The organism is Kosakonia sp. HypNH10 (assembly GCF_029850615.1).
In the GTDB taxonomy this organism is placed as follows: domain Bacteria; phylum Pseudomonadota; class Gammaproteobacteria; order Enterobacterales; family Enterobacteriaceae; genus Kosakonia; species Kosakonia cowanii.
In genome coordinates this window covers 62,706-83,137 of record NZ_JAOTIU010000004.1, presented here as the reverse complement: position 1 = coordinate 83,137, position 20,432 = coordinate 62,706, and the positions used below count along the sequence as shown (strand labels likewise).

The window sequence follows — 20,432 nt, the reverse complement described above, 5'->3', positions numbered from 1 at the left end:
ATGCTGCCCGGCGCGGTTCGCGGATTTACCCTACAAACTGCTGTCTCACAGGAGCGTGAAGAGAAACGCCTGCCGCATTATGACAATGAGAGCGAGGAGAACCGTCGTGCTAGAAGAATACCGTAAGCACGTAGCTGAACGTGCTGCTGAGGGGATTGCGCCAAAACCATTAGATGCAACCCAAATGGCCGCGCTTGTCGAGCTGCTGAAGAGTCCGCCTGCTGGCGAAGAAGAATTCCTGTTAGACCTGCTGGCTAACCGTGTCCCGCCCGGTGTTGATGAAGCCGCCTATGTAAAAGCGGGTTTCCTTGCAGCGGTCGCCAAAGGCGACGCAACCTCCCCACTGGTTAGCCCTGAAAAAGCCGTTGAACTGCTGGGCACCATGCAGGGCGGCTACAACATCCATCCGCTGATTGAAGCCCTGGATAACGACGCGCTGGCACCGATTGCTGCCAAAGCCCTCTCCCATACCCTGCTGATGTTCGATAACTTCTACGACGTGGAAGAGAAAGCGAAAGCGGGCAACGCCTACGCCAAACAGGTGATGCAATCCTGGGCTGATGCTGAATGGTTCCAGAGCCGTCCGCCGCTGGCCGATAAGATCACCGTTACCGTCTTTAAAGTGACCGGCGAAACCAACACCGATGACCTTTCACCGGCACCGGATGCCTGGTCGCGCCCGGATATTCCGCTGCACGCGCTGGCGATGCTGAAAAACGCCCGTGAAGGGATCGAACCGGATCAGCCGGGCAGCGTTGGCCCGATCAAACAGATCGAGGCGCTGGCGCAGAAAGGCTTCCCGCTGGCCTACGTCGGCGACGTCGTTGGTACCGGCTCTTCGCGTAAATCCGCCACCAACTCGGTGCTGTGGTTTATGGGCGACGACATTCCGAACGTGCCGAACAAGCGCGGCGGCGGTCTGGTGCTCGGCGGCAAAATCGCGCCTATCTTCTTCAACACCATGGAAGATGCCGGTGCGCTGCCGATTGAAGTTGACGTTTCTGACCTGAACATGGGCGACGTGATTGACGTTTACCCGTTCAAAGGCGAAGTGCGCAACCACGAAACCGGCGAACTGCTGGCGACCTTTGAACTGAAAACCGACGTGCTGATTGATGAAGTGCGCGCCGGTGGCCGTATCCCGCTGATTATCGGCCGTGGCCTGACCACCAAAGCGCGTGAAGCGCTGGGTCTGCCGCCAAGCGAGATCTTCCGTCAGGCGAAAGACGTGGCGGAAAGCAGCCGCGGCTACTCGCTGGCGCAGAAAATGGTTGGCCGTGCGTGCGGCGTCGACGGTGTTCGTCCGGGCGCGTATTGCGAACCGAAGATGACCTCCGTGGGCTCGCAGGACACCACCGGTCCGATGACCCGTGATGAGCTGAAAGACCTGGCGTGCCTCGGCTTCTCTGCCGATCTGGTAATGCAGTCCTTCTGCCACACTGCGGCCTATCCGAAGCCGGTTGACGTCACTACCCACCATACGCTGCCGGACTTCATTATGAACCGTGGCGGCGTGTCGCTGCGTCCGGGCGATGGCGTTATCCACTCCTGGCTGAACCGCATGCTGCTGCCGGATACCGTTGGCACCGGCGGTGACTCCCACACCCGTTTCCCGATTGGTATCTCCTTCCCGGCGGGCTCGGGTCTGGTGGCGTTTGCTGCCGCGACCGGCGTGATGCCGCTGGATATGCCGGAATCAGTGCTGGTGCGCTTTAAAGGCAAAATGCAGCCGGGCATCACACTGCGCGATCTGGTTCACGCCATTCCGCTGTACGCCATCAAACAGGGTCTGCTGACCGTTGAGAAGAAGGGTAAGAAAAACATCTTCTCCGGCCGTATCCTGGAAATTGAAGGCTTGCCGGATCTGAAAGTCGAGCAGGCGTTCGAGCTGACCGATGCCTCCGCTGAGCGTTCTGCCGCGGGTTGCACCATCAAGCTGAACAAAGAGCCGATTATCGAGTACCTGACCTCCAACATCGTGCTGCTGAAGTGGATGATTGCTGAAGGCTACGGCGACCGCCGTACGCTGGAACGCCGTATCCAGGGCATGGAGAAATGGCTGGCGGATCCGCAGCTGCTTGAAGCGGATGCGGATGCAGATTACGCGGCGGTGATCGATATCGATCTGGCCGAAATCAAAGAGCCGATCCTCTGCGCGCCGAACGATCCGGACGATGCGCGTCTGCTCTCTGATGTGCAGGGCGAAAGCATTGATGAGGTGTTCATCGGTTCCTGTATGACCAACATCGGCCACTTCCGCGCCGCCGGTAAGCTGCTGGATAGCCACAAAGGCCAGCTGCCGACCCGCCTGTGGGTTGCGCCGCCGACGCGTATGGATGCCGCGCAGCTGACCGAAGAGGGCTACTACAGCGTCTTTGGTAAGAGCGGTGCGCGTATCGAAATCCCGGGCTGCTCCCTGTGCATGGGTAACCAGGCACGCGTGGCAGACGGTGCGACCGTCGTTTCAACGTCGACCCGTAACTTCCCGAACCGTTTAGGTACCGGCGCGAACGTCTTCCTGGCCTCTGCTGAGCTGGCAGCCGTCTCGGCGCTGATCGGCAAGCTGCCGACGCCGCAGGAGTATCTGACCTTTATGGATCAGGTGGATAAAACCGCCGTGGATACTTACCGCTACCTCAACTTCGACAAGCTTGATCAATACACCGATAAAGCTGAAGGCGTGATATTCCAGACCGCCGTCTAAATAAAAAAGCCACTCTTCGGAGTGGCTTTTTTTTCCGTTATGTCTCTAAAAAAAGTTAAATTCCGAATTAGACTCATCTGACCCCGCATCGACTTAACCTCCAACATATAACGTTTTATTCTTCCTGGGCAGATTACGCCAAAGGATGATAATAAATGGAGGTGTTCGATGGTCGCGCAAGTTTTTCCCACTCTGATTTTTAAAACTCAAAAAACGATGGATGATTATGGTGCGCCTGATATGCGCTATGGTGATTTATCTGCACGTTATTTAAAGAGTAATCTTCATTTGCTGGATATATCATCTCGAATAAACCCCTATACCCTGCAGGAGATAAGTCCGCTTAATCACTCTTTATCTATGAATTATAGAACCCGGCATGAAGGACGCCTTGTTACCCTGCAAGAGTGCGCCGCTATACTATTTGATGAGTTCCGATTGTTATCGGGCACCTTTTCCATTTACGGTAATTACCAACATCTCATAAAGGAAATGATTACCCATATGCAAACAGGCAATGGAATGCCTTTTTATAATACAATTCTCAATAACGCGCTGCGAGAACAAATCCTTACCGATAAATCAGCAGTGAATAGCAGTAGATTGTTATTAAAGCAGGCTTTTCAGCAAAATATTGATTGGTCAACTCAATCCTATCCTGCTGAAAGAGCAGGTGAGTTAAGCAAAGCCATTTCCTTTAGCAAATTGCCAAAATTTGACCGATTTAAAGATAGCTTCAACGGGATGGGCATCACCGTGCATGATACCTGGGCAACGCATATCGCAGTAAAATCTTTATATATCGATGAAACCTATTACCGCGCTGAGGTCCATTACAAAATTCAGGATCACTTTGGTCTCGATATTACCGATATATCTAAATTCAAATTCAATCAGTTTCGTTTCTTTCGTATCTGGTTTATGCTTCAGCGTTATGAAAGGTTTGGATATAAGCCATTTATGACTAACATGGAAGCAACTGTTGAGATTAGCGGAGAGCGCAATGAAATTTAATAACAGGCTCATTTATAGCGTGATTCTGTCAATTTTAATTCTGGCCGGTTTTTTTATCTGGCTTACACAACGCCCGGTAAAAATCATCGCTATTCATGAAGATGGTCATTTTAGTTCTGTGCTGGTAGAGCAATTTCCCATCACTGATAAAGGAAAAATAAACTGGTGGGTACAAAATAAAAATATTCTGCAAAAATTATACGGCATTCCAAAGCCCTCAAGTTGGGGATATTTCAATGTTATGTTCTGGGATTTTGGCGATGGTTATAAAAAAGAGGGTAAATATGATCTGTTGTGCTTCGATGATATGAAGACGGAAAAACGGTGTATCGACAAGAATAAGATTTTTATCGTTGAGCGCGATCGTAACGGAGATACGTTATTTACCGTCAATGATGGACGATATCGAATGCATGAAAACGGGGAGGTCGTGCAGTTAAGTGATGAGTGATTTCTGAGCAGGGGGAGACACAATACAATGAGCATAACCAAAAAACTGTTGCAGCCAGCCCGTTCAGGTTCATCTGTAAGAATTTTTCACGACTTCCCGTCCCCGCGCTTTTTTTCCTGTATGGTGCTGCGATAATTAAAGCACTGGCGGCTCTCTGGCCCCCATGAGGAGCAATGATGGATTACGAATTTCTGCGCGATGTCACCGGCGGCGTCAAAGTGCGCATGTCGATGGGGCACGAAGTGATTGGCCACTGGTTTAACGAAGAGGTGAAAGAGAATCTCGCCCTGCTGGATGAAGTGGAGCAGGCGGCGCAAACGGTGAAGGGCAGCGAGCGCTCGTGGCAGCGCGTCGGCCATGAGTATACGCTGTGGCTGGATGGTGAAGAGGTGATGATCCGCGCCAATCTGCTGGAGTTTACCGGCGACGAGATGGAAGAGGGGATGAACTACTACGATGAGGAGAGTTTATCCCTCTGCGGGGTGGAAGATTTTCTTCAGGTGGTGGCCGCTTACCGGCAATTTCTCAAGCAGCGCTAATCGGGGAGCGTCCCTGCTCCCGCTGCGCATTTACACGGCCGGGATGTTACGGCCGTAGTAGATCTCGCGCATCTCTTTCCACAGCGCTTCCGTGATCTCTTCCCGCTCCTGCGGCGTCAAATCTTCCGGTTTGGTATGGAACATGTAGTGCTTAAGATCGAACTCCTTAAGCAACATTTTGGTATGGAAGATGTTTTCCTGGTAAACATTCACATCCATCATGTCATACAGCGATTTCATATCGTCAGACATAAAGTTCTGGATCGAATTAATCTCGTGGTCGATGAAGTGCTTCATGCCATTCACGTCGCGCGTAAAGCCGCGCACGCGGTAGTCGACGGTCACGATATCCGACTCAAGCTGATGGATCAGGTAGTTCAGCGCTTTCAGCGGCGAAATCACCCCGCAGGTTGAGACTTCAATGTCAGCGCGGAAGGTGCACAGCCCGCCTTCGGGGTGGCTTTCCGGGTAGGTGTGCACGCAGATATGGCTCTTATCCAGATGCGCGACAACCGCTTCCGGCAGCGGCCCCGGATGTTCGGTTTTATCGATCAGGTGCGGGTCGACCGGCTCTTCGCTCACCAAAATCGTCACGCTCGCACCCTGTGGCTCGTAGTCCTGGCGGGCAATATTCAAAATGTTGGCGCCAATGATGTTACAGGTCTCCGTCAGGATCTCCGTCAGGCGGTTGGCGTTATAGAGTTCATCAATATAGGCAATATAGCCGTCGCGCTCTTCGGCGGTTTTGGCGTAGCAGATATCGTAGATACAAAAACTCAGGCTTTTGGTCAGGTTGTTAAAGCCATGTAGTTTAAGCTTTTTCAATTTTTCTCACCCCCTTAGCGTCACTGTGCAGACAGTGCATCGTGTAGATATTGTGGCAGAGCGAATGCTGCCGTATGGATTGCCGGATTGTAGTAACGGCAGGTCAGTGCGGCGGTATGGAAACGTGCGGCGATAATCTGCGTGGAGAGCGAGCGCAGCGCTTCGTTATCCGTCGCCCAGGCAAAGGTCATAATGCCGCCGTAATAGGTCGGGATCGCCGCCTGGTAGAAGCTGACATCGGCAAAGTAGTGACCCAGTTTGCGATGGCTGCCGACGGCTTCCTCCTGCTGTAAGAAGCAGACGCCGTTCTGCGCGACAAAAATCCCACCGGGATTGAGGCAGCGCTTGCACCCTTCATAAAACGCCGAGGTGAAGAGGCTCTCGCCCGGACCGACAGGATCGGTACAGTCAGAGATAATCACATCGAAGGTTTTTTGCGTGTGGTTGACGAAGTTGACGCCATCATCAATCACCAGCTCAAAACGCGGGTCGTCGTAGGCACCGGCGTTGTGTTTCGGCAGGTACTGGCGGCAGAAAGAGACGACGCCTGCGTCGATCTCTACCATGGTGATGGTTTCAATATTTTTGTGGCGGGAGACTTCGCGCAGCATCGCGCCGTCGCCGCCGCCAATGATCAGCACATGCTTTGCGTGACCGTGCGCCAGCAGCGGAACGTGAGTCATCATCTCGTGATAGATAAACTCATCGCGTTCGGTGGTTTGTACCACGCCATCCAGCGCCATCACGCGGCCAAAGGCGGCGTTTTCGAAGATAATCAGATCCTGATGATCGGTCTTCTCGTGGTAAAGCACCTTATCAACGGCAAAGTACTGACCAAAGTTGTCGTGCAGCGTTTCTTGCCAAATGGTGTTGTCGGCCATTCGTCGCTCCTTTGTTAACATCCGTGAAAAACGGGCGCAACATGATAGCCAACTCTGGAGAACGATGCACGGTCAAAAGATAGGCGCTATTTCACGTAGGCGAGCAGACTCAACGAGTCACGGGCAAGAGCTTTGCACTTTTTCGCCGTTGGAATGCCGATGCCGCTCAGATCGCGGTAGCTCTCTTCGCCCAGCGCTTTCATGTTCCAGCTATCGTAGTTGCTGAGATCCCACTGATTTTGCTGGGCAAAAAAGACCAGCGCACGGCGGATCTGCCCGTTAGGTAAGTTGTTATAACCGCAGTCATTTTTCAGAAAAACAAACACCGCCGTCAGATCGGCCATGTCTTCAGCTTCAGATTCACTCAGGGCATAACTATTGGCGGAGACAGCGAGCAGGCTGCCAAGGATGATACTTCTGAAAAACGTTTTCATTCTCTCTACCACGGCGTAACGGAAATTAAACGTTAGCACAGTCCAGTTAACGCGACGATATTTATTATCGTCTGCTTTCTTGACCTTCCGGCAGGGGAAAGGTTTACGCTTAAAGCATCGCCGACTCTTGATAAGGATATACCCATGCAACGTCGAGATTTCCTTAAATATTCCGCGCTCCTGGGGGCTGCCAGCGCGCTGCCGCTCTGGAGCCGCTCGCTCTTTGCCGCTACCCGGCCCACGTTACCCATTCCACCGCTGCTTGCCCCGGATGCAGAGAGCCGCATTGTCTTAACGGTGCAGGCAGGGGAGAGCCAGTTTGCGCAGAAAAGCGCGACAACCTGGGGGTATAACGGCGCGTTGCTGGGGCCAGCTATTCAGCTGCGCCAGGGAAAAGCGGTGACGGTGGATATCCGCAATCAGCTTGCGGAAGAGACCACTGTGCACTGGCACGGTCTCGAAGTGCCGGGGGAGGTCGACGGCGGGCCGCAGGGCGTGATTAAGGCGGGCGGTAGCCGGACGGTAACCTTCACGCCCACGCAGCAGGCTGCCACCTGCTGGTTCCACCCTCATCAGCATGGCAAAACCGGGCGTCAGGTGGCGATGGGGCTGGCCGGGCTGGTGCTGATCGAAGATGACAACAGCCGCAAGCTGCGCCTGCCGCAACAGTGGGGCATCGATGATGTGCCGGTGATCGTGCAGGACAAAAAATTTACCGCGCAGGGGCAGATTGATTACCAGCTCGATGTGATGAGCGCGGCGGTGGGCTGGTTTGGCGATACGCTGCTCGCCAACGGTGCCGTCTACCCGCAGCATGCGGCTCCGCGCGGCTGGCTGCGTCTGCGCCTGCTCAACGGGTGTAACGCGCGCTCGCTCAATTTTGCTACCAGCGATAAGCGCCCGCTCTATGTCATCGCCAGCGACGGCGGGCTGTTAAGTGAGCCGGTTAAGGTGACTGAACTGCCGATGTTGATGGGCGAGCGCTTCGAGGTGCTGGTGGATATCAGCGATGGTAAGCCTTTCGATCTGATGACGCTGCCAGTTAAGCAGATGGGCATGACCGTCGCGCCGTTTGATAAGCCGGTGCCGGTGCTGCGTATTCAACCGTTGCAGGTGACCGCCTCGGGCGATCTGCCGGATACGCTTGCTTCGCTGCCCGCTCTGCCTGCGCTTGAGGGCTTAACTCAGCGCACCCTGCAACTGTCGATGGATCCAATGCTCGATATGATGGGTATGCAGGCGCTACAGCAGAAGTATGGCGACGGCGCGATGGCGGGCATGGGAATGCATCATGGCGATATGCACGGGATGCAGATGGATCATGGCCATATGGATCACGGCAGCCAGGGGTTTGATTTCCACAATGCCAACCGGATTAACGGCAAAGCGTTTGATATGGTGACGCCGCAATTTGCGGTGCAAAAAGGGCAGTTTGAACGCTGGGTGATCTCCGGGGAGGGGGACATGATGCTGCATCCGTTCCATATTCACGGTACGCAGTTCCGCATTCTTTCCGAAAATGGCAAGCCGCCCGCCGCGCATCGCGCAGGCTGGAAAGATACGGTCAATGTGTACGGAGCGCGCAGCGAAGTGCTGGTGCGCTTTGATCATGCAGCAGCGAAAGAGTCTGCCTATATGGCGCACTGCCATCTACTGGAGCATGAAGACACCGGCATGATGCTCGGCTTTACCGTCGCGTAAACCGTAGCTGGCACTAATGCCTGATGGCGCTTCGCTTATCAGGCCTACGGTCCTGTGGTCTCTTCGGGGTTTTGTAGGCCGGATAAGGCGCCAGCCGCCATCCGGCAATGCGTTGCGATTTCACAATAAAAAAGCCCGGCAGCGCACTGCATGCCGGGCTTTGTTTTGTAGGCCGGATAAGGCGTTAGCCGCCATCCGGCAAGTCTACATCAGAGTGCTTAATTACTTCGCGTCATCCGGCAGAGCAAACGCCACGATGTAATCACCCATTTTGGTACCGAACGAACCGTGACCGCCTGCGGAGATGACAACATACTGCTTGCCATTCACTTCATAGGTCATCGGCGTTGCCTGACCACCCGCTGGCAGACGACCTTCCCACAGTTTGTCACCGTTGGTCATGTTGTACGCACGCAGATAGTTATCCGCTGTACCGGCGATAAACAGCACGTTACCGGCAGTGGAGATCGGGCCGCCAAGCATCGGCATACCAAGGGTAAACGGCACTTTAATCGGCATCGGGAACGGCAGGCTATCCTGCGGCGTACCGATACGTTTTTTCCATGCTACCTGGTTGGTTTTCAGATCCAGCGCGGAGATATAACCCCAGGCTGGCTGTTTGCACGGCAGGCCAAACGGCGAGAGGAACGGGTTCAGCGTTACGCCAAACGGCACGCCATACTGCGGCTGAATACCAGATTCCGAACCAGTGCCTTTCGCATCTTTCGGCGGCTCCATCGGGTTGTTTGGACCACGCGGGATCAGCTTAGAGACAAACGGCAGCGCCATCGGGTTGGCAATCGCCACCTGGCGGTTTGGATCGACGGAGATACCGCCCCACTCAAACATGCCAAGGTTACCCGGGAAGACCAGCGTACCCTGCTCAGAAGGCGGGGTGAAAATGCCTTCATAACGCATCTGGTGGAACATCACACGGCACACCAGTTGGTCGAACATGGTGGCGCCCCACATATCCGCACCGCTCAAATCTTTCTTCGGACGGAAGCTCAGATCGGAGAAGGGTTGGGTTTTGGTGACGTAATCGCCTTTCGCTGCGCCCTGCGGAACCGGTTTTTCCGGTGCCGGCACAACCAGTTCGCCGTTACGACGATCCAGCACGAAGATGTTACCGGTTTTCGCCGGAGCATAAACGACCGGGACTTTCTTACCGTTTACATCGATATCCGCCAGCGTCGGCTGGGACGGCATATCCATATCCCACAGATCGTGGTGTACGGTCTGATAGCTCCACACCAGCTTACCGGTGGTCGCATTCAGCGCAACAATGGAACTGGCGTAACGCTCCTGCTCCGGCGTACGGTTACCGCCCCAGATATCTGGCGTGGTAACCCCCATCGGCAGGTAGACCATATCCAGTTTGGCGTCATAGGCCGCAGGTGCCCAGGAGTTCGGCGAGTTAAGGGTGAAGTGGTGTTCATCCGCCGGGATTGCATTCGGATCTTTCGCGCCCGGATCGAAGGCCCACAGCAGCTTACCAGTGTTGATATCGAAACCACGAATCACACCAGACGGCTCACGGGTAGAGAAGTTATCCGTTACTGCACCGGCAATGATAATCACTTTATCGGTGACGATCGGCGGTGAAGTCGGCTCATACATCCCCGGCGTGGTAACCGGCATGTTGGTTTGCAGGTTGAGGATACCTTTGTTAGCAAAGGTGTCACACAGCTTGCCGTTATCGGCGTTCACCGCGAACAGGCGACCGTCGTTGACCGGCAGAATAATGCGGCGCGGGCAGTTAGCCACGACTTCCGGGCTGGCGTTTTCCGCCGTCGCTTCGTGGTAAGAGACACCACGGCAGGTGACGTGCTGGAAGGACGGGTCCGCATTCAGCTGCGGATCGAAGTGCCACTTCTCTTTACCGCTTGCCGCATCAAGTGCGAACAGGCGCTGGTGAGCGGTGCAGAGGAACAGGGTGTCGCCCACTTTAATCGGCGTCACTTCGTTGGTGATTTCACCCGGATCGTTCGGCAGCTTCAGGTCGCCGGTGCGGAATACCCAGGCTTCCTTCAGGTTCTTCACGTTATCCGCGTTAATCTGCTTCAGCGGGGAGTAACGCTGGCCTTCCTGGTTACGGCCATAAGCCGGCCAGTCGCTATCGGCAACGTTGGAGATCGGTGCAGCAGGCGTCGAGTCAGCGCTCAGGGTGCCGTTGATCTCCTGCGGGTCGTTAAAACCGGCCCAGGTCAGAATGCCGCCGCTAATCAGCAGTACCGCTAACAGAGCAGCAACCGCACCGCGGGCAGGAATAATCAGGCGACGCCAGACAAATGGCAGAATCAGCCAGATACCGAAGAAGACAAGAATATCGCTACGTGGGGTCAGCGCCCAGAAGTCGAAGCCGACTTCCCAAACGCCCCACAGCATGGTGGCAAGCAGCAGGGCCGCATAAAGCCAGAGCGCGGAACGCTTCCCTTTCCACAGCAGCCAGGTTACGCCAAGCATCACCAGACCAGCGATGGGGTAGTACCAGGAGCCGCCGATGGAGACCAGCCAGACACCACCGATTAAAAGATACAGCCCGCAGAAGGCTGCAAAGATCGTCGTCAGCATTATCAATAGCCGCGACCGTTGCGATTTTGTTTCTGCCATAAAAGGAATACTCATCAGTTTGTTAAATTTTTGATAGCAACTAATTATAGGTGTTAACAAGTGTGATCGTCATCACAAATCGAGCTTTCTCGATGCATGCCCACCTGAATTGGTTTTGCTGGTATACTTCACGGCTTGCGTTTCAATCACCGGTTTAAGCGATTGGTGTTGAATTATTTGCTTCTAAAATCATATGGTTAGTTAATATGAAACACAAAGTTGAAGTGATGATCCCGGAAGCGGAGATCAAAGCACGCGTCGCCGAACTGGGTCGTCAAATCACTGAACGTTACAAAGATAGCGGCAGCGAGATGGTGCTGGTGGGGCTGCTGCGCGGCTCGTTTATGTTTATGGCCGATCTCTGCCGTGAAGTGCAGGTCTCTCATGAAGTCGATTTTATGACCGCCTCCAGCTACGGCAGCGGCATGTCATCGACCCGTGATGTGAAAATCCTCAAAGATCTGGATGAAGATATTCGCGGCAAAGATGTATTGATTGTTGAAGACATTATCGATTCTGGCAACACGCTGTCGAAAGTGCGCGAGATCCTGAGCCTGCGTGAGCCGAAATCGCTGGCGATCTGCACCCTGCTGGATAAGCCCTCGCGACGCGAAGTGGATGTCACCGTTGAGTATGTCGGTTTCTCGATTCCGGATGAGTTTGTGGTGGGTTACGGAATTGACTACGCTCAGCGCTATCGCCATTTGCCCTATGTCGGCAAAGTGGTAATGCTGGACGAATAAAAAAATCGGGGCCGACGGGCCCCGATTGTTATTTGTGATTAATGTGCTTCTGGCTGATGTTCTGTACACCCGTGCGGTAACGCTGTTCCAGCGTTTCGCGGTTGGTGGCAGTCACTTCCAGATCGCGCAGCAGGCCATCGTGGATGCCGTAAGCCCAGCCGTGAATCGTCACGTTCTGGCCGCGTTTCCAGGCGGATTGCATAATCGTTGAGTGGCCAAGGTTATAAACCTGCTCCATGACGTTCAATTCGCAAAGCGTATCGAGACGACGTTCTGGCGGCATTTCGCCGAGCAGCGAGCTATGTTTAAACCAGATGTCGCGAATGTGCAGCAGCCAGTTGTTGATAAGACCCAGTTCCGGGTTTTCAACCGCTGCCTGAACACCGCCGCAGCCGTAGTGGCCGCAGATGATGATGTGTTCAACTTCCAGCACATCAACGGCGTATTGCACAACGGAGAGGCAGTTTAAGTCGGTATGGATGACCAGGTTGGCCACGTTACGGTGAACAAACAGCTCGCCGGGTTCAAGGCCAGTCAGGCGCTCAGCCGGAACGCGTGAGTCTGAACAGCCAATCCACAGAAAGCGCGGCTTTTGTGCCTGCGCCAGCGTTGCAAAAAATCCTGGATCTTCCTCGACCAGCATTTTTGACCATAGTGCGTTGTTGCTGATGAGTGTATCTATGTCTTTCATAGCGCTTTGCGACCTGTAAGCAAAATAAGTGCGAGGCCTAATATAGGTCAACTCTTTCTCTTTTAAAACCACACATCGAGTGTAAGAAAATAGGTAAGTGATAATTCATGACCATTGCACTGGAGCTTGAGCAGCTTAAAAAAACCTATCCGGGCGGCGTTCAGGCGCTGCGCGGAATTGACCTGCAAGTCGAGGCGGGAGACTTCTACGCCCTGCTTGGGCCGAACGGCGCGGGTAAGTCGACCACCATCGGTATTATCAGCTCGCTGGTGAATAAAACCTCTGGCCGGGTCAGCGTCTTTGGCTATGACCTGGAAAAAGATGTGGTGAACGCCAAACGCCAGCTGGGGCTGGTGCCGCAGGAGTTCAACTTCAACCCCTTTGAAACCGTACAGCAGATTGTCGTCAACCAGGCAGGCTACTACGGGGTCGATCGTAAAGATGCCTTAGTGCGCAGCGAAAAGTACCTCAATCAGCTTGATCTGTGGGGGAAACGCAACGAACGTGCGCGCATGCTCTCTGGCGGGATGAAGCGCCGTTTGATGATTGCCCGCGCGCTGATGCACGAGCCAAAACTGCTGATCCTTGATGAGCCAACGGCGGGCGTCGACATCGAACTGCGCCGCTCCATGTGGGGCTTTTTGAAGGATCTGAACGACAAAGGCACCACCATTATTCTCACCACTCACTATCTGGAAGAGGCGGAGATGCTGTGCCGCAATATCGGCATCATCCAGCATGGTGAATTGGTGGAGAACACCTCGATGAAGTCGCTGCTCTCCAAGCTCAAATCGGAGACCTTTATCCTCGATTTAGCGGCGAAAAGCGCGCTGCCGAAGCTGGAAGGGTATCAATATCGCCTGGTGGATACCTCAACGCTTGAAGTTGAAGTGCTGCGCGAGCAGGGGATCAACAGCGTCTTTAGCCAGCTGAGCGCGCAGGGGATCCAGGTATTAAGTATGCGTAACAAAGCCAACCGCCTTGAAGAGCTGTTCGTTACGTTGGTGCATGACAGGAAAGGAGAGGGCGCATGATGCAGCTTTATTGGGTGGCGCTAAAGAGTATCTGGTACAAAGAGATCCAGCGTTTTATGCGTATCTGGGTGCAGACGCTGGTGCCGCCGGTGATCACCATGACCCTCTACTTTATTATTTTCGGCAACCTGATCGGTTCGCGTATCGGTGAAATGCACGGCTTCACCTATATGCAGTTTATCGTTCCGGGTCTGATCATGATGGCGGTGATCACCAACGGCTATGCCAACGTCGCCTCCTCCTTCTTTAGCGCCAAGTTCCAGCGCAACATTGAGGAGCTGCTGGTGGCACCGGTACCGACGCACGTGATTATCGTCGGTTATGTGGGCGGCGGCGTGGCGCGCGGCCTGTGCGTTGGCGTGCTGGTAACGGCGGTGTCGCTCTTCTTCGTGCCTTTCCAGGTGCACTCATGGCTGTTTGTCGGGCTGACGCTGCTGCTTACCGCTGTGCTCTTCTCGCTGGCCGGTCTGTTGAATGCGGTGTTCGCCAAAACCTTTGACGATATCAGCCTGATCCCGACCTTTGTGTTGACTCCGCTGACCTACCTGGGCGGCGTCTTCTACTCCCTGACGCTGCTGCCACCGTTCTGGCAGGCGCTGTCGCACCTGAACCCGATCGTCTATATGATCAGCGGCTTCCGCTTCGGCTTCCTCGGGATTAGCGATGTGCCGCTGGTCACCACGGTTGGCGTGCTGGTGGTCTTTATTCTCGGCTTCTATCTGACCTGCTGGTATCTGATTCAGCGCGGGCGCGGGCTGCGTAGCTAACGGTTACCCGGCTATTTTCAACATTGCTCTAAAAAACAATAAGATCGCTTCGGCGATCTTATTGTTATGCATGAACAGCAATTAATCGTGTTTTAAAGACATTCTTATTTGATCGCCCGTTTCTAATCGGTAGTCACAATAAGTGAGCCCATTGTTTCTGGTGGGCTGATTCATCGCATTTAAGAGCTCTTTCACTTTGCTGCCTATGATGGCCATCGGGTCGAATCCTTTCCATTTACAATTAGTGGCGGATGGCGAGCAATAAACCATGCTTGAAATCCCATCCGTGTCCGTTTCCACTCCCGTTGACGTTATGCTTCCTTTTGCCGGGCATTGACCCGCGAAAGCCGCGCCTGAAGCGGATGAAAAACCTAAAAGCAGAGCGAGAATGATAGCTTTATCCATGTTCATAATATTTCCTTAGTCCATTATTAAGGTGCAACTGCACAAATAAAATACACCACGGAAATGGAAAGGCAAAATTTGAACAGAAGATGAGCATTCCACGCCAGAGGTCATCTGCCCAAGAGGCAATCCGCCGAGTTAGCCCACTTTTTGACCTAAACAAAGCCATTAAATCCCTCAGGTTTTGTTACAATCACGCCACTTTCCTAACGCGGTTCGTCTCATGTCTCGTTTGATTGCCTTTCTCTTTCTGTTGCTGGCCGGCAGCGCCTCTGCCGCCATTATCAGCGAACAAGCTGTTCCTGCACGTTATCTGCAAACCACCGAAGATGCCGACATCTGGGCGCAGGTGGGCGATAAGGTCATTACCGTCGGTAATATTCGCGCCGGGCAGATCATCGGCGTGGTGCCGGGCGAGGAGGATTACTACGCCTTTCGCTTCGGTTTTGGCTCGGGATTTATTGATAAAGGCCATCTCGGCACGGTAACGGGCAACAAGCGCGTGCAGGATAGCCTCGGCGATCTTAATAAGCCGCTCAGCAACCAGAATCTCATCACCTGGCAGGATACGCCGCTCTACAACGCGCCGGATAAAACCAGCCCGCAGTTCGGCACGCTGGCGCAAAACCTGCGCTACCCGATTATCGATAAGCTCAAAGATCGCCTGAACCAGACCTGGTTTCAGATCCGCATTGGCAACCGGCTGGCGTGGGTCAGCAGCCTCGATGCGCAGGAAGATAACGGCCTGCCGGTGCTGACTTACCACCATATTTTGCATGACGAAGAGAACACCCGCTTTCGCCACACCTCCACCACCACTTCGGTTCGCGCCTTTACCAACCAGATGACGTGGTTGCGCGACCAGGGTTACGCCACGCTGTCGATGTATCAACTGGAAGGGTATGTGCGTAACCGCATGAACCTGCCCGCGCGCGCGGTGGTGATCACTTTTGATGATGGGCTGAAGTCCGTCAGCCGCTACGCCTACCCGATCCTGCGCCAGTATGGTTTTAAAGCGACGGCGTTTATTATCTCGTCGCGCATCAAGCTGAAGCCGCAGAAGTGGGACCCAAAATCGCTGCAATTTATGAGCGTGTCGGAGCTTAACGGCATTCGTGATGTGTTTGATGTGCAGTCGCACACCCACTTTCTGCACCGGGTCGACGACGCGCGTCATCCGATCCTCTTTAGCCGCAGCTATCACAACATTCTGTTTGATTTTAAACGTTCGCGCCGCGCGCTGGCGCAGTTCAACCCGCATGTGCTCTATCTCTCTTACCCGTTTGGCGGTTATGACGATAAAGCGGTGAAAGCGGCAAATGACGCCGGTTTCCATATGGCGGTAACCACGGTGCGCGGGAAGGTGAAGCCGGGGGATAATCCGTTCTTATTAAAGCGGCTCTATATCTTACGGACGGATTCGCTGGAAACGATGTCGCGGCTGATCAGCAATCAGCCGCAGGGGTAGGGCATCAGGCAACCTGAACCGGCACGGCTTTCGCGGTGCGTTTCATCTCGTTGTCGCCGTCAAAATAGGCCACTTTCGGCTGCCAGCTGCGGGCCACGTCATCGGGCATGGTGACGTAGCTGGCGATAATCAGAATATCGCCGACATCCGCACAGTGCGCCGCCGCGCCGTTAACGGAGATAATGCGCGAGCCGCGCTCACCGGCAATCGCATAAGTAGAGAAGCGCTTACCGTTGGTGACGTTGTAGATATCAATGGCTTCGTATTCAAGGATACCGGCCGCTTCCAGGAAATCCTGGTCGATGGCGCAGGAGCCTTCGTAATGCAGGTCGGCCTGCGTCACTTTGACGCGGTGGAGCTTGCCTTGCAGCATAGTGCGAATCATAAGTTGAACCTTCGTTACTGAGAGTAAATCCGAAACGGGGAGACGGCTCCCTGCTTAACCCCGTCTGTTGTTGCCGCGCCTTAACCGGCGCAGCGTTCTGCCAGATTATTTCTGGGTCAATTCAACCACTTTGTTGTCGATAAGCCGCGCCTGGCCGAGCCATGCCGCCATCAGAATTACCGCGCGCTGGCTGCTCTCTGTCACTTCAAGCAGCGTGTCCGCATCGCGGATCTGAATATCGTCAGCGCGGAAACCGGCTTCGTTAACCTGCTGTTCCGCCAGCGCCACCAGCTCTTCGATATCGCGCTCGCCCGCCTGTAATTTATCGGCGATGGCGTTCATCACTTTGCTCATTCCCGGCGCGATTTTGCGCTGGTCAGCGGTGAGATAGCCGTTACGCGAGCTGAGTGCCAGGCCATCTTTCGCCCGTACGGTCGGCACACCGACAATCTCAATGTCGTAACCCATATCCGCCACCATTTTGCGGATCAGCTGCAACTGCTGATAATCCTTCTCGCCGAAGCAGGCGATGTCGGGCTGGACCAGGTTAAACAGCTTGCTGACGATGGTGGAGACGCCGCGGAAATGACCAGGACGGCTGGCACCTTCCAGCATCGTCGAGATGCCCGGAACGTCAACATAAGTCTGGCCTTCCGTACCCTGCGGGTAGATATCCGCAGGCGCCGGGGCAAAGACGAAATCGACTTTGCGTTTGTTCAGCTTTTCACAATCTTCCTGCAAGGTGCGCGGGTAGCGCACCAGGTCATCCTGGCGGTCAAACTGCATCGGGTTAACAAAGATGCTCACCACCACTACATCGGCGCGCAGTTTCGCTTCGTCGACCAGCTTCATATGACCATCGTGCAGGTTGCCCATGGTCGGCACCAGCGCAATGCGTTTTCCTTCCTGACGCAGGCGGCGAATATGCTGGCGCAGCAGCGGCAGGGTTTCAATAATCAACACAACAAGGCTCCTTAATGGAAACTGTGCTCTTCGCCCGGATAGGCACCGGACTCGACTTCAGCCACATACTGCCTCACCGCGGCACGCATGTCGCCTGCTTCATTGAGGAAATTTTTAGCAAATTTTGGAATATGTCCACCGGTAATGCCGAAGGCATCATGCATCACGAGAATCTGTCCGTCGGTTACATTGCCTGCGCCAATACCAATCACCGGAATGGTTAACGCCCCGGTAATGCGCTGCGCCAGTTCAACCGGCACGCACTCCAGCACCAGCAACTGCGCGCCTGCCGCTTCCAGCGCCAGCGCATCCTCATACAGACCCTGCGCCGCATCGCCGCGCCCCTGTACTTTATAGCCGCCGAAGATGTTGACCGATTGCGGAGTTAACCCCAGATGACCACATACCGGCACCGCGCGTTCGGTGAGCATTTTCACCGTCGGAGCCAGCCAGCGGCCGCCTTCGATTTTCACCATATTGGCACCGGCGCGCATTACCGCAGCCGCGTTTTCAAACGCCTGTTCGGGTGTGGCGTAGGCCATAAACGGCAGATCGGCGAGCAGCAGGCAGGCGGGTGCGCCGCGGCGAACCGCCTGGGTGTGATAAGCGATATCGGCCACCGTTACCGGCAGCGTGGAGTCGTGCCCTTGTACCGTCATGCCTAACGAATCGCCGACCAGCATCACGTTGATCCCCTCTTCGGCAAAGAGTTTGGCGAAGCTGTAGTCATAGGCGGTGATGGTGGCGAAGCGGCGCTTCTCCTGCTTACATTTCAGCAGCCACGAGAGGGTCGTCGGTTTCATAGCGTTTCCTGATAGTCGAAGGCGAATCTGGCGCATTCTAAGCAGCAACATTCAGGGGGGCAATGACTTTAGGCAACCCGTTGATGCAGGTCACCTTTTCAGGCGGAGTTACCAGGCGTGAGGTTTTGGCGCGTTCAGCCGCGTCAGCACGGCCTGTAATGATTCGCCATCGGGAAAGTGCAGGTCCGGGGCGATCTCAAACAGCGGCCACAGCATAAAGCCACGGTTTTTCATGTCGTAGTGGGGAATGGTCAGGCGTGCGGTCTGCACCGTCATCTCGCCAAACAGCATAATATCGAGGTCGAGGGTGCGTGGCCCCCAGCGCTCGGCTTTACGCACGCGCCCCTGTTGCAGCTCAATGCGCTGCGTATGATCGAGAAGGGCTTCCGGCGCGAGCGTCGTTTCCAGCGCCACGGCGGCGTTGAGATAGTCAGGCTGATCCGGCGGGCCGAGCGGGGGAGTGCGGTAAAGCGAGGAGCACGCCACGATCCGGCTGTCGGGGATCTCCCCCAGCGCGGCTATCGCGGCGTTCACTTGATCGAGCGGCGAGGCGAGATTGCTGCCCAGCGCGATAAAGGCCAGCGTCACGCACTGCCCTCACGGCGCGGCGCGCGCTTGCGCGGACGGCGATGACGACGGCGCTCGGCCGGCTCTTCACCTAAATCATCAAGCATATGTTTTTGCGCTGGCGGTGCAGAGACCTGGAACTCGCCCCACCATTTTGTCAGGCGTTGCAGTTCAGCGTTGTTCTCGGCATCGGCGCGCAGCGCCAGCAGATCGTACGAGGCGCGGAATTTCGGATGCTCCATCAGTTTCCAGGCGCGTTTGCCCTGGCGACGGGACATACGCAGCTGCAACTGCCAGATATCGCGAACCAGCGTGGTGATGCGTTTCGGGATCGCCAGCGAGCGGCACGCTTCGTCGAGCACGTCGTTCATCGCCAGCGCGAAGGCATCGTAATAGGCCAGCCCGCCCTCCTGGGTGATACGCTGCGCGTTCTCCAGCAGCGGATACCAGAACATAGCGGCAAAGAGAAACGCCGGGTTAACGCGCATATCGTTGTGAATGCGGTTATCGGTGTTCTTCAGCACCTGGGCAATAATGCGCTCCATCGGGCTGTCGCCGTGCTCGGTAAAGCAGCGGGTGATGATCGGGAAGAGCGGCTGGAAGAGGCCATATTCGCGCAGCAGCTGGTAGGTATCGTAACCGTAACCGGCCTGCAGCAGCTTCAGGGACTCTTCAAACAGACGCGCCGGCGGCACGTCGTTAATTAAGGTTGCCAGACGCGGGATCGGCTCGGCGGTCTCTTCGCTGATCTGCATGCCCAGCTTGGCGGCGAAACGCACCGCGCGCAGCATGCGCACCGGATCTTCGCGGTAGCGGGTTTCCGGGTTGCCGATCAGACGGATGGTGCCCTCTTGCAGATCGCGCATGCCGCCGACGTAATCACGTACGGTAAAGTCAGCAACGCTGTAATAGAGGCTGTTAATGGTGAAGTCACGACGCTGGGCATCTTCTTCAATTGAGCCGAAGATGTTGTCGCGCAGCAGCATGCCGTTCTGGCCGCGCTGGGAGATGGTGCGATCGGTTTGTTGATCGTCATGATGACCACGGAAGGTCGCCACTTCGATAATCTCCGGCCCGAACATCACGTGTGCGAGGCGGAAACGGCGACCCACCAGGCGGCAGTTGCGGAACAGCTTACGCACCTGATCCGGCGTGGCGTTGGTGGTAACATCAAAATCTTTTGGTTTTTTGCCCAGCAACAAGTCGCGCACACCGCCGCCTACCAGGTAAGCTTCATAGCCCGCTTTATTCAGACGATAGAGCACTTTGAGCGCATTTTCGCTGATATCTTTGCGGGAAATAGCGTGCTGCTCACGCGGGATAACCGCCATCTGCGGTTTGGCCATTGCCTCAACGGCCATGCTCTCTTCGCGGCTTAGCACCTTGCGGCAAAAATTAGCGACTCGGGTAAAAATAGTACACCTCGGTAGTGTCAGACGTCATC

The 20,432-nt window shown here is 54.9% G+C and carries 20 protein-coding genes; 9 read left to right on the top strand and 11 right to left on the bottom strand.

Annotated elements, in window-relative coordinates; genetic code table 11:
* Nucleotides 1-106 precede the first annotated feature (106 nt).
* The 4 genes from acnB to yacL all read left to right on the top strand — a co-directional run bounded on the left by acnB (nt 107) and on the right by yacL (nt 4,708).
* Entirely contained in the window at nt 107-2,704 is a 2,598-nt protein-coding gene (acnB, locus tag N7V53_RS12765; RefSeq protein WP_279793597.1) for a bifunctional aconitate hydratase 2/2-methylisocitrate dehydratase, read from the top strand.
* Between the two features lie 168 nt (nt 2,705-2,872).
* Nucleotides 2,873-3,718, top strand: coding sequence for a YPO3983 family protein (locus tag N7V53_RS12760; protein WP_279793596.1), 846 nt, complete (start codon nt 2,873-2,875; stop codon nt 3,716-3,718).
* Nucleotides 3,708-4,169, top strand: coding sequence for a DUF943 family protein (locus N7V53_RS12755; RefSeq protein WP_279793595.1), 462 nt, complete (start codon nt 3,708-3,710; stop codon nt 4,167-4,169). Before N7V53_RS12760 ends, N7V53_RS12755 begins: the two co-directional genes overlap by 11 nt.
* Nucleotides 4,170-4,345: 176 nt before the next feature.
* On the top strand, nt 4,346-4,708 hold the full coding sequence (gene yacL / locus N7V53_RS12750; RefSeq protein WP_023480494.1) for a protein YacL: 363 nt from the start codon (nt 4,346-4,348) through the stop codon (nt 4,706-4,708).
* A 30-nt stretch (nt 4,709-4,738) separates the two neighbouring features.
* On the opposite strand, the gene speD is transcribed toward yacL, so the two are convergent.
* From speD to N7V53_RS12735, 3 genes are all read right to left on the bottom strand, one after another.
* The gene (speD, locus tag N7V53_RS12745; protein WP_279793594.1) at nt 4,739-5,533 is read right to left on the bottom strand and encodes an adenosylmethionine decarboxylase; all 795 of its coding nucleotides are present in this window, start codon (nt 5,531-5,533) and stop codon (nt 4,739-4,741) included.
* A 20-nt stretch (nt 5,534-5,553) separates the two neighbouring features.
* Nucleotides 5,554-6,414 carry a polyamine aminopropyltransferase gene (gene speE / locus N7V53_RS12740; RefSeq protein ID WP_279793593.1) on the bottom strand — a complete coding sequence of 287 codons (861 nt, stop codon included), beginning with the start codon at nt 6,412-6,414 and terminating at the stop codon, nt 5,554-5,556.
* Between the two features lie 86 nt (nt 6,415-6,500).
* Nucleotides 6,501-6,848: a YacC family pilotin-like protein gene (locus N7V53_RS12735; RefSeq protein ID WP_023480277.1), complete on the bottom strand. Its 348-nt coding sequence runs from the start codon at nt 6,846-6,848 to the stop codon at nt 6,501-6,503.
* 144 nt (nt 6,849-6,992) lie between these two features.
* On the opposite strand from N7V53_RS12735, the gene cueO reads away from it, so the two are divergent.
* Nucleotides 6,993-8,549 carry a multicopper oxidase CueO gene (cueO, locus tag N7V53_RS12730; protein WP_279793592.1) on the top strand — a complete coding sequence of 519 codons (1,557 nt, stop codon included), beginning with the start codon at nt 6,993-6,995 and terminating at the stop codon, nt 8,547-8,549.
* Between the two features lie 222 nt (nt 8,550-8,771).
* Here cueO and N7V53_RS12725 read toward each other — a convergent pair whose 3' ends face one another.
* Entirely contained in the window at nt 8,772-11,162 is a 2,391-nt protein-coding gene (locus tag N7V53_RS12725) for a glucose/quinate/shikimate family membrane-bound PQQ-dependent dehydrogenase (protein WP_279793591.1), read from the bottom strand.
* Between the two features lie 206 nt (nt 11,163-11,368).
* Between N7V53_RS12725 and hpt the strand changes: the two genes are divergently transcribed.
* Nucleotides 11,369-11,905 (top strand): hypoxanthine phosphoribosyltransferase, encoded by a 537-nt coding sequence (gene hpt / locus N7V53_RS12720; protein ID WP_023480399.1) that lies wholly within the window; start codon nt 11,369-11,371, stop codon nt 11,903-11,905.
* 28 nt (nt 11,906-11,933) lie between these two features.
* On the opposite strand, the gene can is transcribed toward hpt, so the two are convergent.
* Nucleotides 11,934-12,596 carry a carbonate dehydratase gene (gene can, locus N7V53_RS12715; RefSeq protein WP_023480421.1) on the bottom strand — a complete coding sequence of 221 codons (663 nt, stop codon included), beginning with the start codon at nt 12,594-12,596 and terminating at the stop codon, nt 11,934-11,936.
* Between the two features lie 107 nt (nt 12,597-12,703).
* On the opposite strand from can, the gene N7V53_RS12710 reads away from it, so the two are divergent.
* A complete protein-coding gene (locus tag N7V53_RS12710; RefSeq protein ID WP_023480271.1) occupies nt 12,704-13,630 on the top strand; it encodes an ABC transporter ATP-binding protein in 927 nt (308 codons plus the stop codon).
* The gene (locus N7V53_RS12705) at nt 13,627-14,397 is read left to right on the top strand and encodes an ABC transporter permease (RefSeq protein WP_034813337.1); all 771 of its coding nucleotides are present in this window, start codon (nt 13,627-13,629) and stop codon (nt 14,395-14,397) included. The genes N7V53_RS12710 and N7V53_RS12705 overlap by 4 nt, the downstream gene beginning before the upstream one ends.
* Before the next feature lie 81 nt (nt 14,398-14,478).
* Here N7V53_RS12705 and N7V53_RS12700 read toward each other — a convergent pair whose 3' ends face one another.
* A complete protein-coding gene (locus N7V53_RS12700; protein WP_054802813.1) occupies nt 14,479-14,808 on the bottom strand; it encodes a hypothetical protein in 330 nt (109 codons plus the stop codon).
* Nucleotides 14,809-15,025: 217 nt separating this feature from the next.
* Between N7V53_RS12700 and N7V53_RS12695 the strand changes: the two genes are divergently transcribed.
* Complete coding sequence (locus tag N7V53_RS12695) at nt 15,026-16,270, top strand: polysaccharide deacetylase family protein (protein ID WP_023480477.1); 1,245 nt, start codon at nt 15,026-15,028, stop codon at nt 16,268-16,270.
* Nucleotides 16,271-16,274: 4 nt separating this feature from the next.
* Here N7V53_RS12695 and panD read toward each other — a convergent pair whose 3' ends face one another.
* From panD to pcnB, 5 genes are all read right to left on the bottom strand, one after another.
* Complete coding sequence (gene panD / locus N7V53_RS12690) at nt 16,275-16,655, bottom strand: aspartate 1-decarboxylase (protein ID WP_023480241.1); 381 nt, start codon at nt 16,653-16,655, stop codon at nt 16,275-16,277.
* 105 nt (nt 16,656-16,760) lie between these two features.
* Complete coding sequence (gene panC / locus N7V53_RS12685) at nt 16,761-17,618, bottom strand: pantoate--beta-alanine ligase (RefSeq protein WP_042716567.1); 858 nt, start codon at nt 17,616-17,618, stop codon at nt 16,761-16,763.
* A gap of 11 nt (nt 17,619-17,629) precedes the next feature.
* Nucleotides 17,630-18,421 (bottom strand): 3-methyl-2-oxobutanoate hydroxymethyltransferase, encoded by a 792-nt coding sequence (gene panB, locus N7V53_RS12680; protein ID WP_054802814.1) that lies wholly within the window; start codon nt 18,419-18,421, stop codon nt 17,630-17,632.
* A 108-nt stretch (nt 18,422-18,529) separates the two neighbouring features.
* Complete coding sequence (gene folK / locus N7V53_RS12675) at nt 18,530-19,009, bottom strand: 2-amino-4-hydroxy-6-hydroxymethyldihydropteridine diphosphokinase (RefSeq protein WP_054802815.1); 480 nt, start codon at nt 19,007-19,009, stop codon at nt 18,530-18,532.
* The gene (pcnB, locus tag N7V53_RS12670; protein WP_279793863.1) at nt 19,006-20,403 is read right to left on the bottom strand and encodes a polynucleotide adenylyltransferase PcnB; all 1,398 of its coding nucleotides are present in this window, start codon (nt 20,401-20,403) and stop codon (nt 19,006-19,008) included. The genes folK and pcnB overlap by 4 nt, the downstream gene beginning before the upstream one ends.
* Nucleotides 20,404-20,432 lie beyond the last annotated feature (29 nt).

Bases quoted from the DNA above. Each gene is read 5' to 3' on its own strand.
- N7V53_RS12760 (WP_279793596.1), top strand. From the start codon at position 2,873: ATGGTCGCGCAAGTTTTTCCCACTCTGATTTTTAAAACTCAAAAAACG.
- N7V53_RS12755 (WP_279793595.1), top strand. From the start codon at position 3,708: ATGAAATTTAATAACAGGCTCATTTATAGCGTGATTCTGTCAATTTTA.
- yacL (WP_023480494.1), top strand. From the start codon at position 4,346: ATGGATTACGAATTTCTGCGCGATGTCACCGGCGGCGTCAAAGTGCGC.
- speE (WP_279793593.1), bottom strand. From the start codon at position 6,414: ATGGCCGACAACACCATTTGGCAAGAAACGCTGCACGACAACTTTGGT.
- N7V53_RS12735 (WP_023480277.1), bottom strand. From the start codon at position 6,848: ATGAAAACGTTTTTCAGAAGTATCATCCTTGGCAGCCTGCTCGCTGTC.
- cueO (WP_279793592.1), top strand. From the start codon at position 6,993: ATGCAACGTCGAGATTTCCTTAAATATTCCGCGCTCCTGGGGGCTGCC.
- N7V53_RS12725 (WP_279793591.1), bottom strand. From the start codon at position 11,162: ATGGCAGAAACAAAATCGCAACGGTCGCGGCTATTGATAATGCTGACG.
- hpt (WP_023480399.1), top strand. From the start codon at position 11,369: ATGAAACACAAAGTTGAAGTGATGATCCCGGAAGCGGAGATCAAAGCA.
- can (WP_023480421.1), bottom strand. From the start codon at position 12,596: ATGAAAGACATAGATACACTCATCAGCAACAACGCACTATGGTCAAAA.
- N7V53_RS12710 (WP_023480271.1), top strand. From the start codon at position 12,704: ATGACCATTGCACTGGAGCTTGAGCAGCTTAAAAAAACCTATCCGGGC.
- N7V53_RS12705 (WP_034813337.1), top strand. From the start codon at position 13,627: ATGATGCAGCTTTATTGGGTGGCGCTAAAGAGTATCTGGTACAAAGAG.
- N7V53_RS12700 (WP_054802813.1), bottom strand. From the start codon at position 14,808: ATGAACATGGATAAAGCTATCATTCTCGCTCTGCTTTTAGGTTTTTCA.
- N7V53_RS12695 (WP_023480477.1), top strand. From the start codon at position 15,026: ATGTCTCGTTTGATTGCCTTTCTCTTTCTGTTGCTGGCCGGCAGCGCC.
- panD (WP_023480241.1), bottom strand. From the start codon at position 16,655: ATGATTCGCACTATGCTGCAAGGCAAGCTCCACCGCGTCAAAGTGACG.
- panB (WP_054802814.1), bottom strand. From the start codon at position 18,421: ATGAAACCGACGACCCTCTCGTGGCTGCTGAAATGTAAGCAGGAGAAG.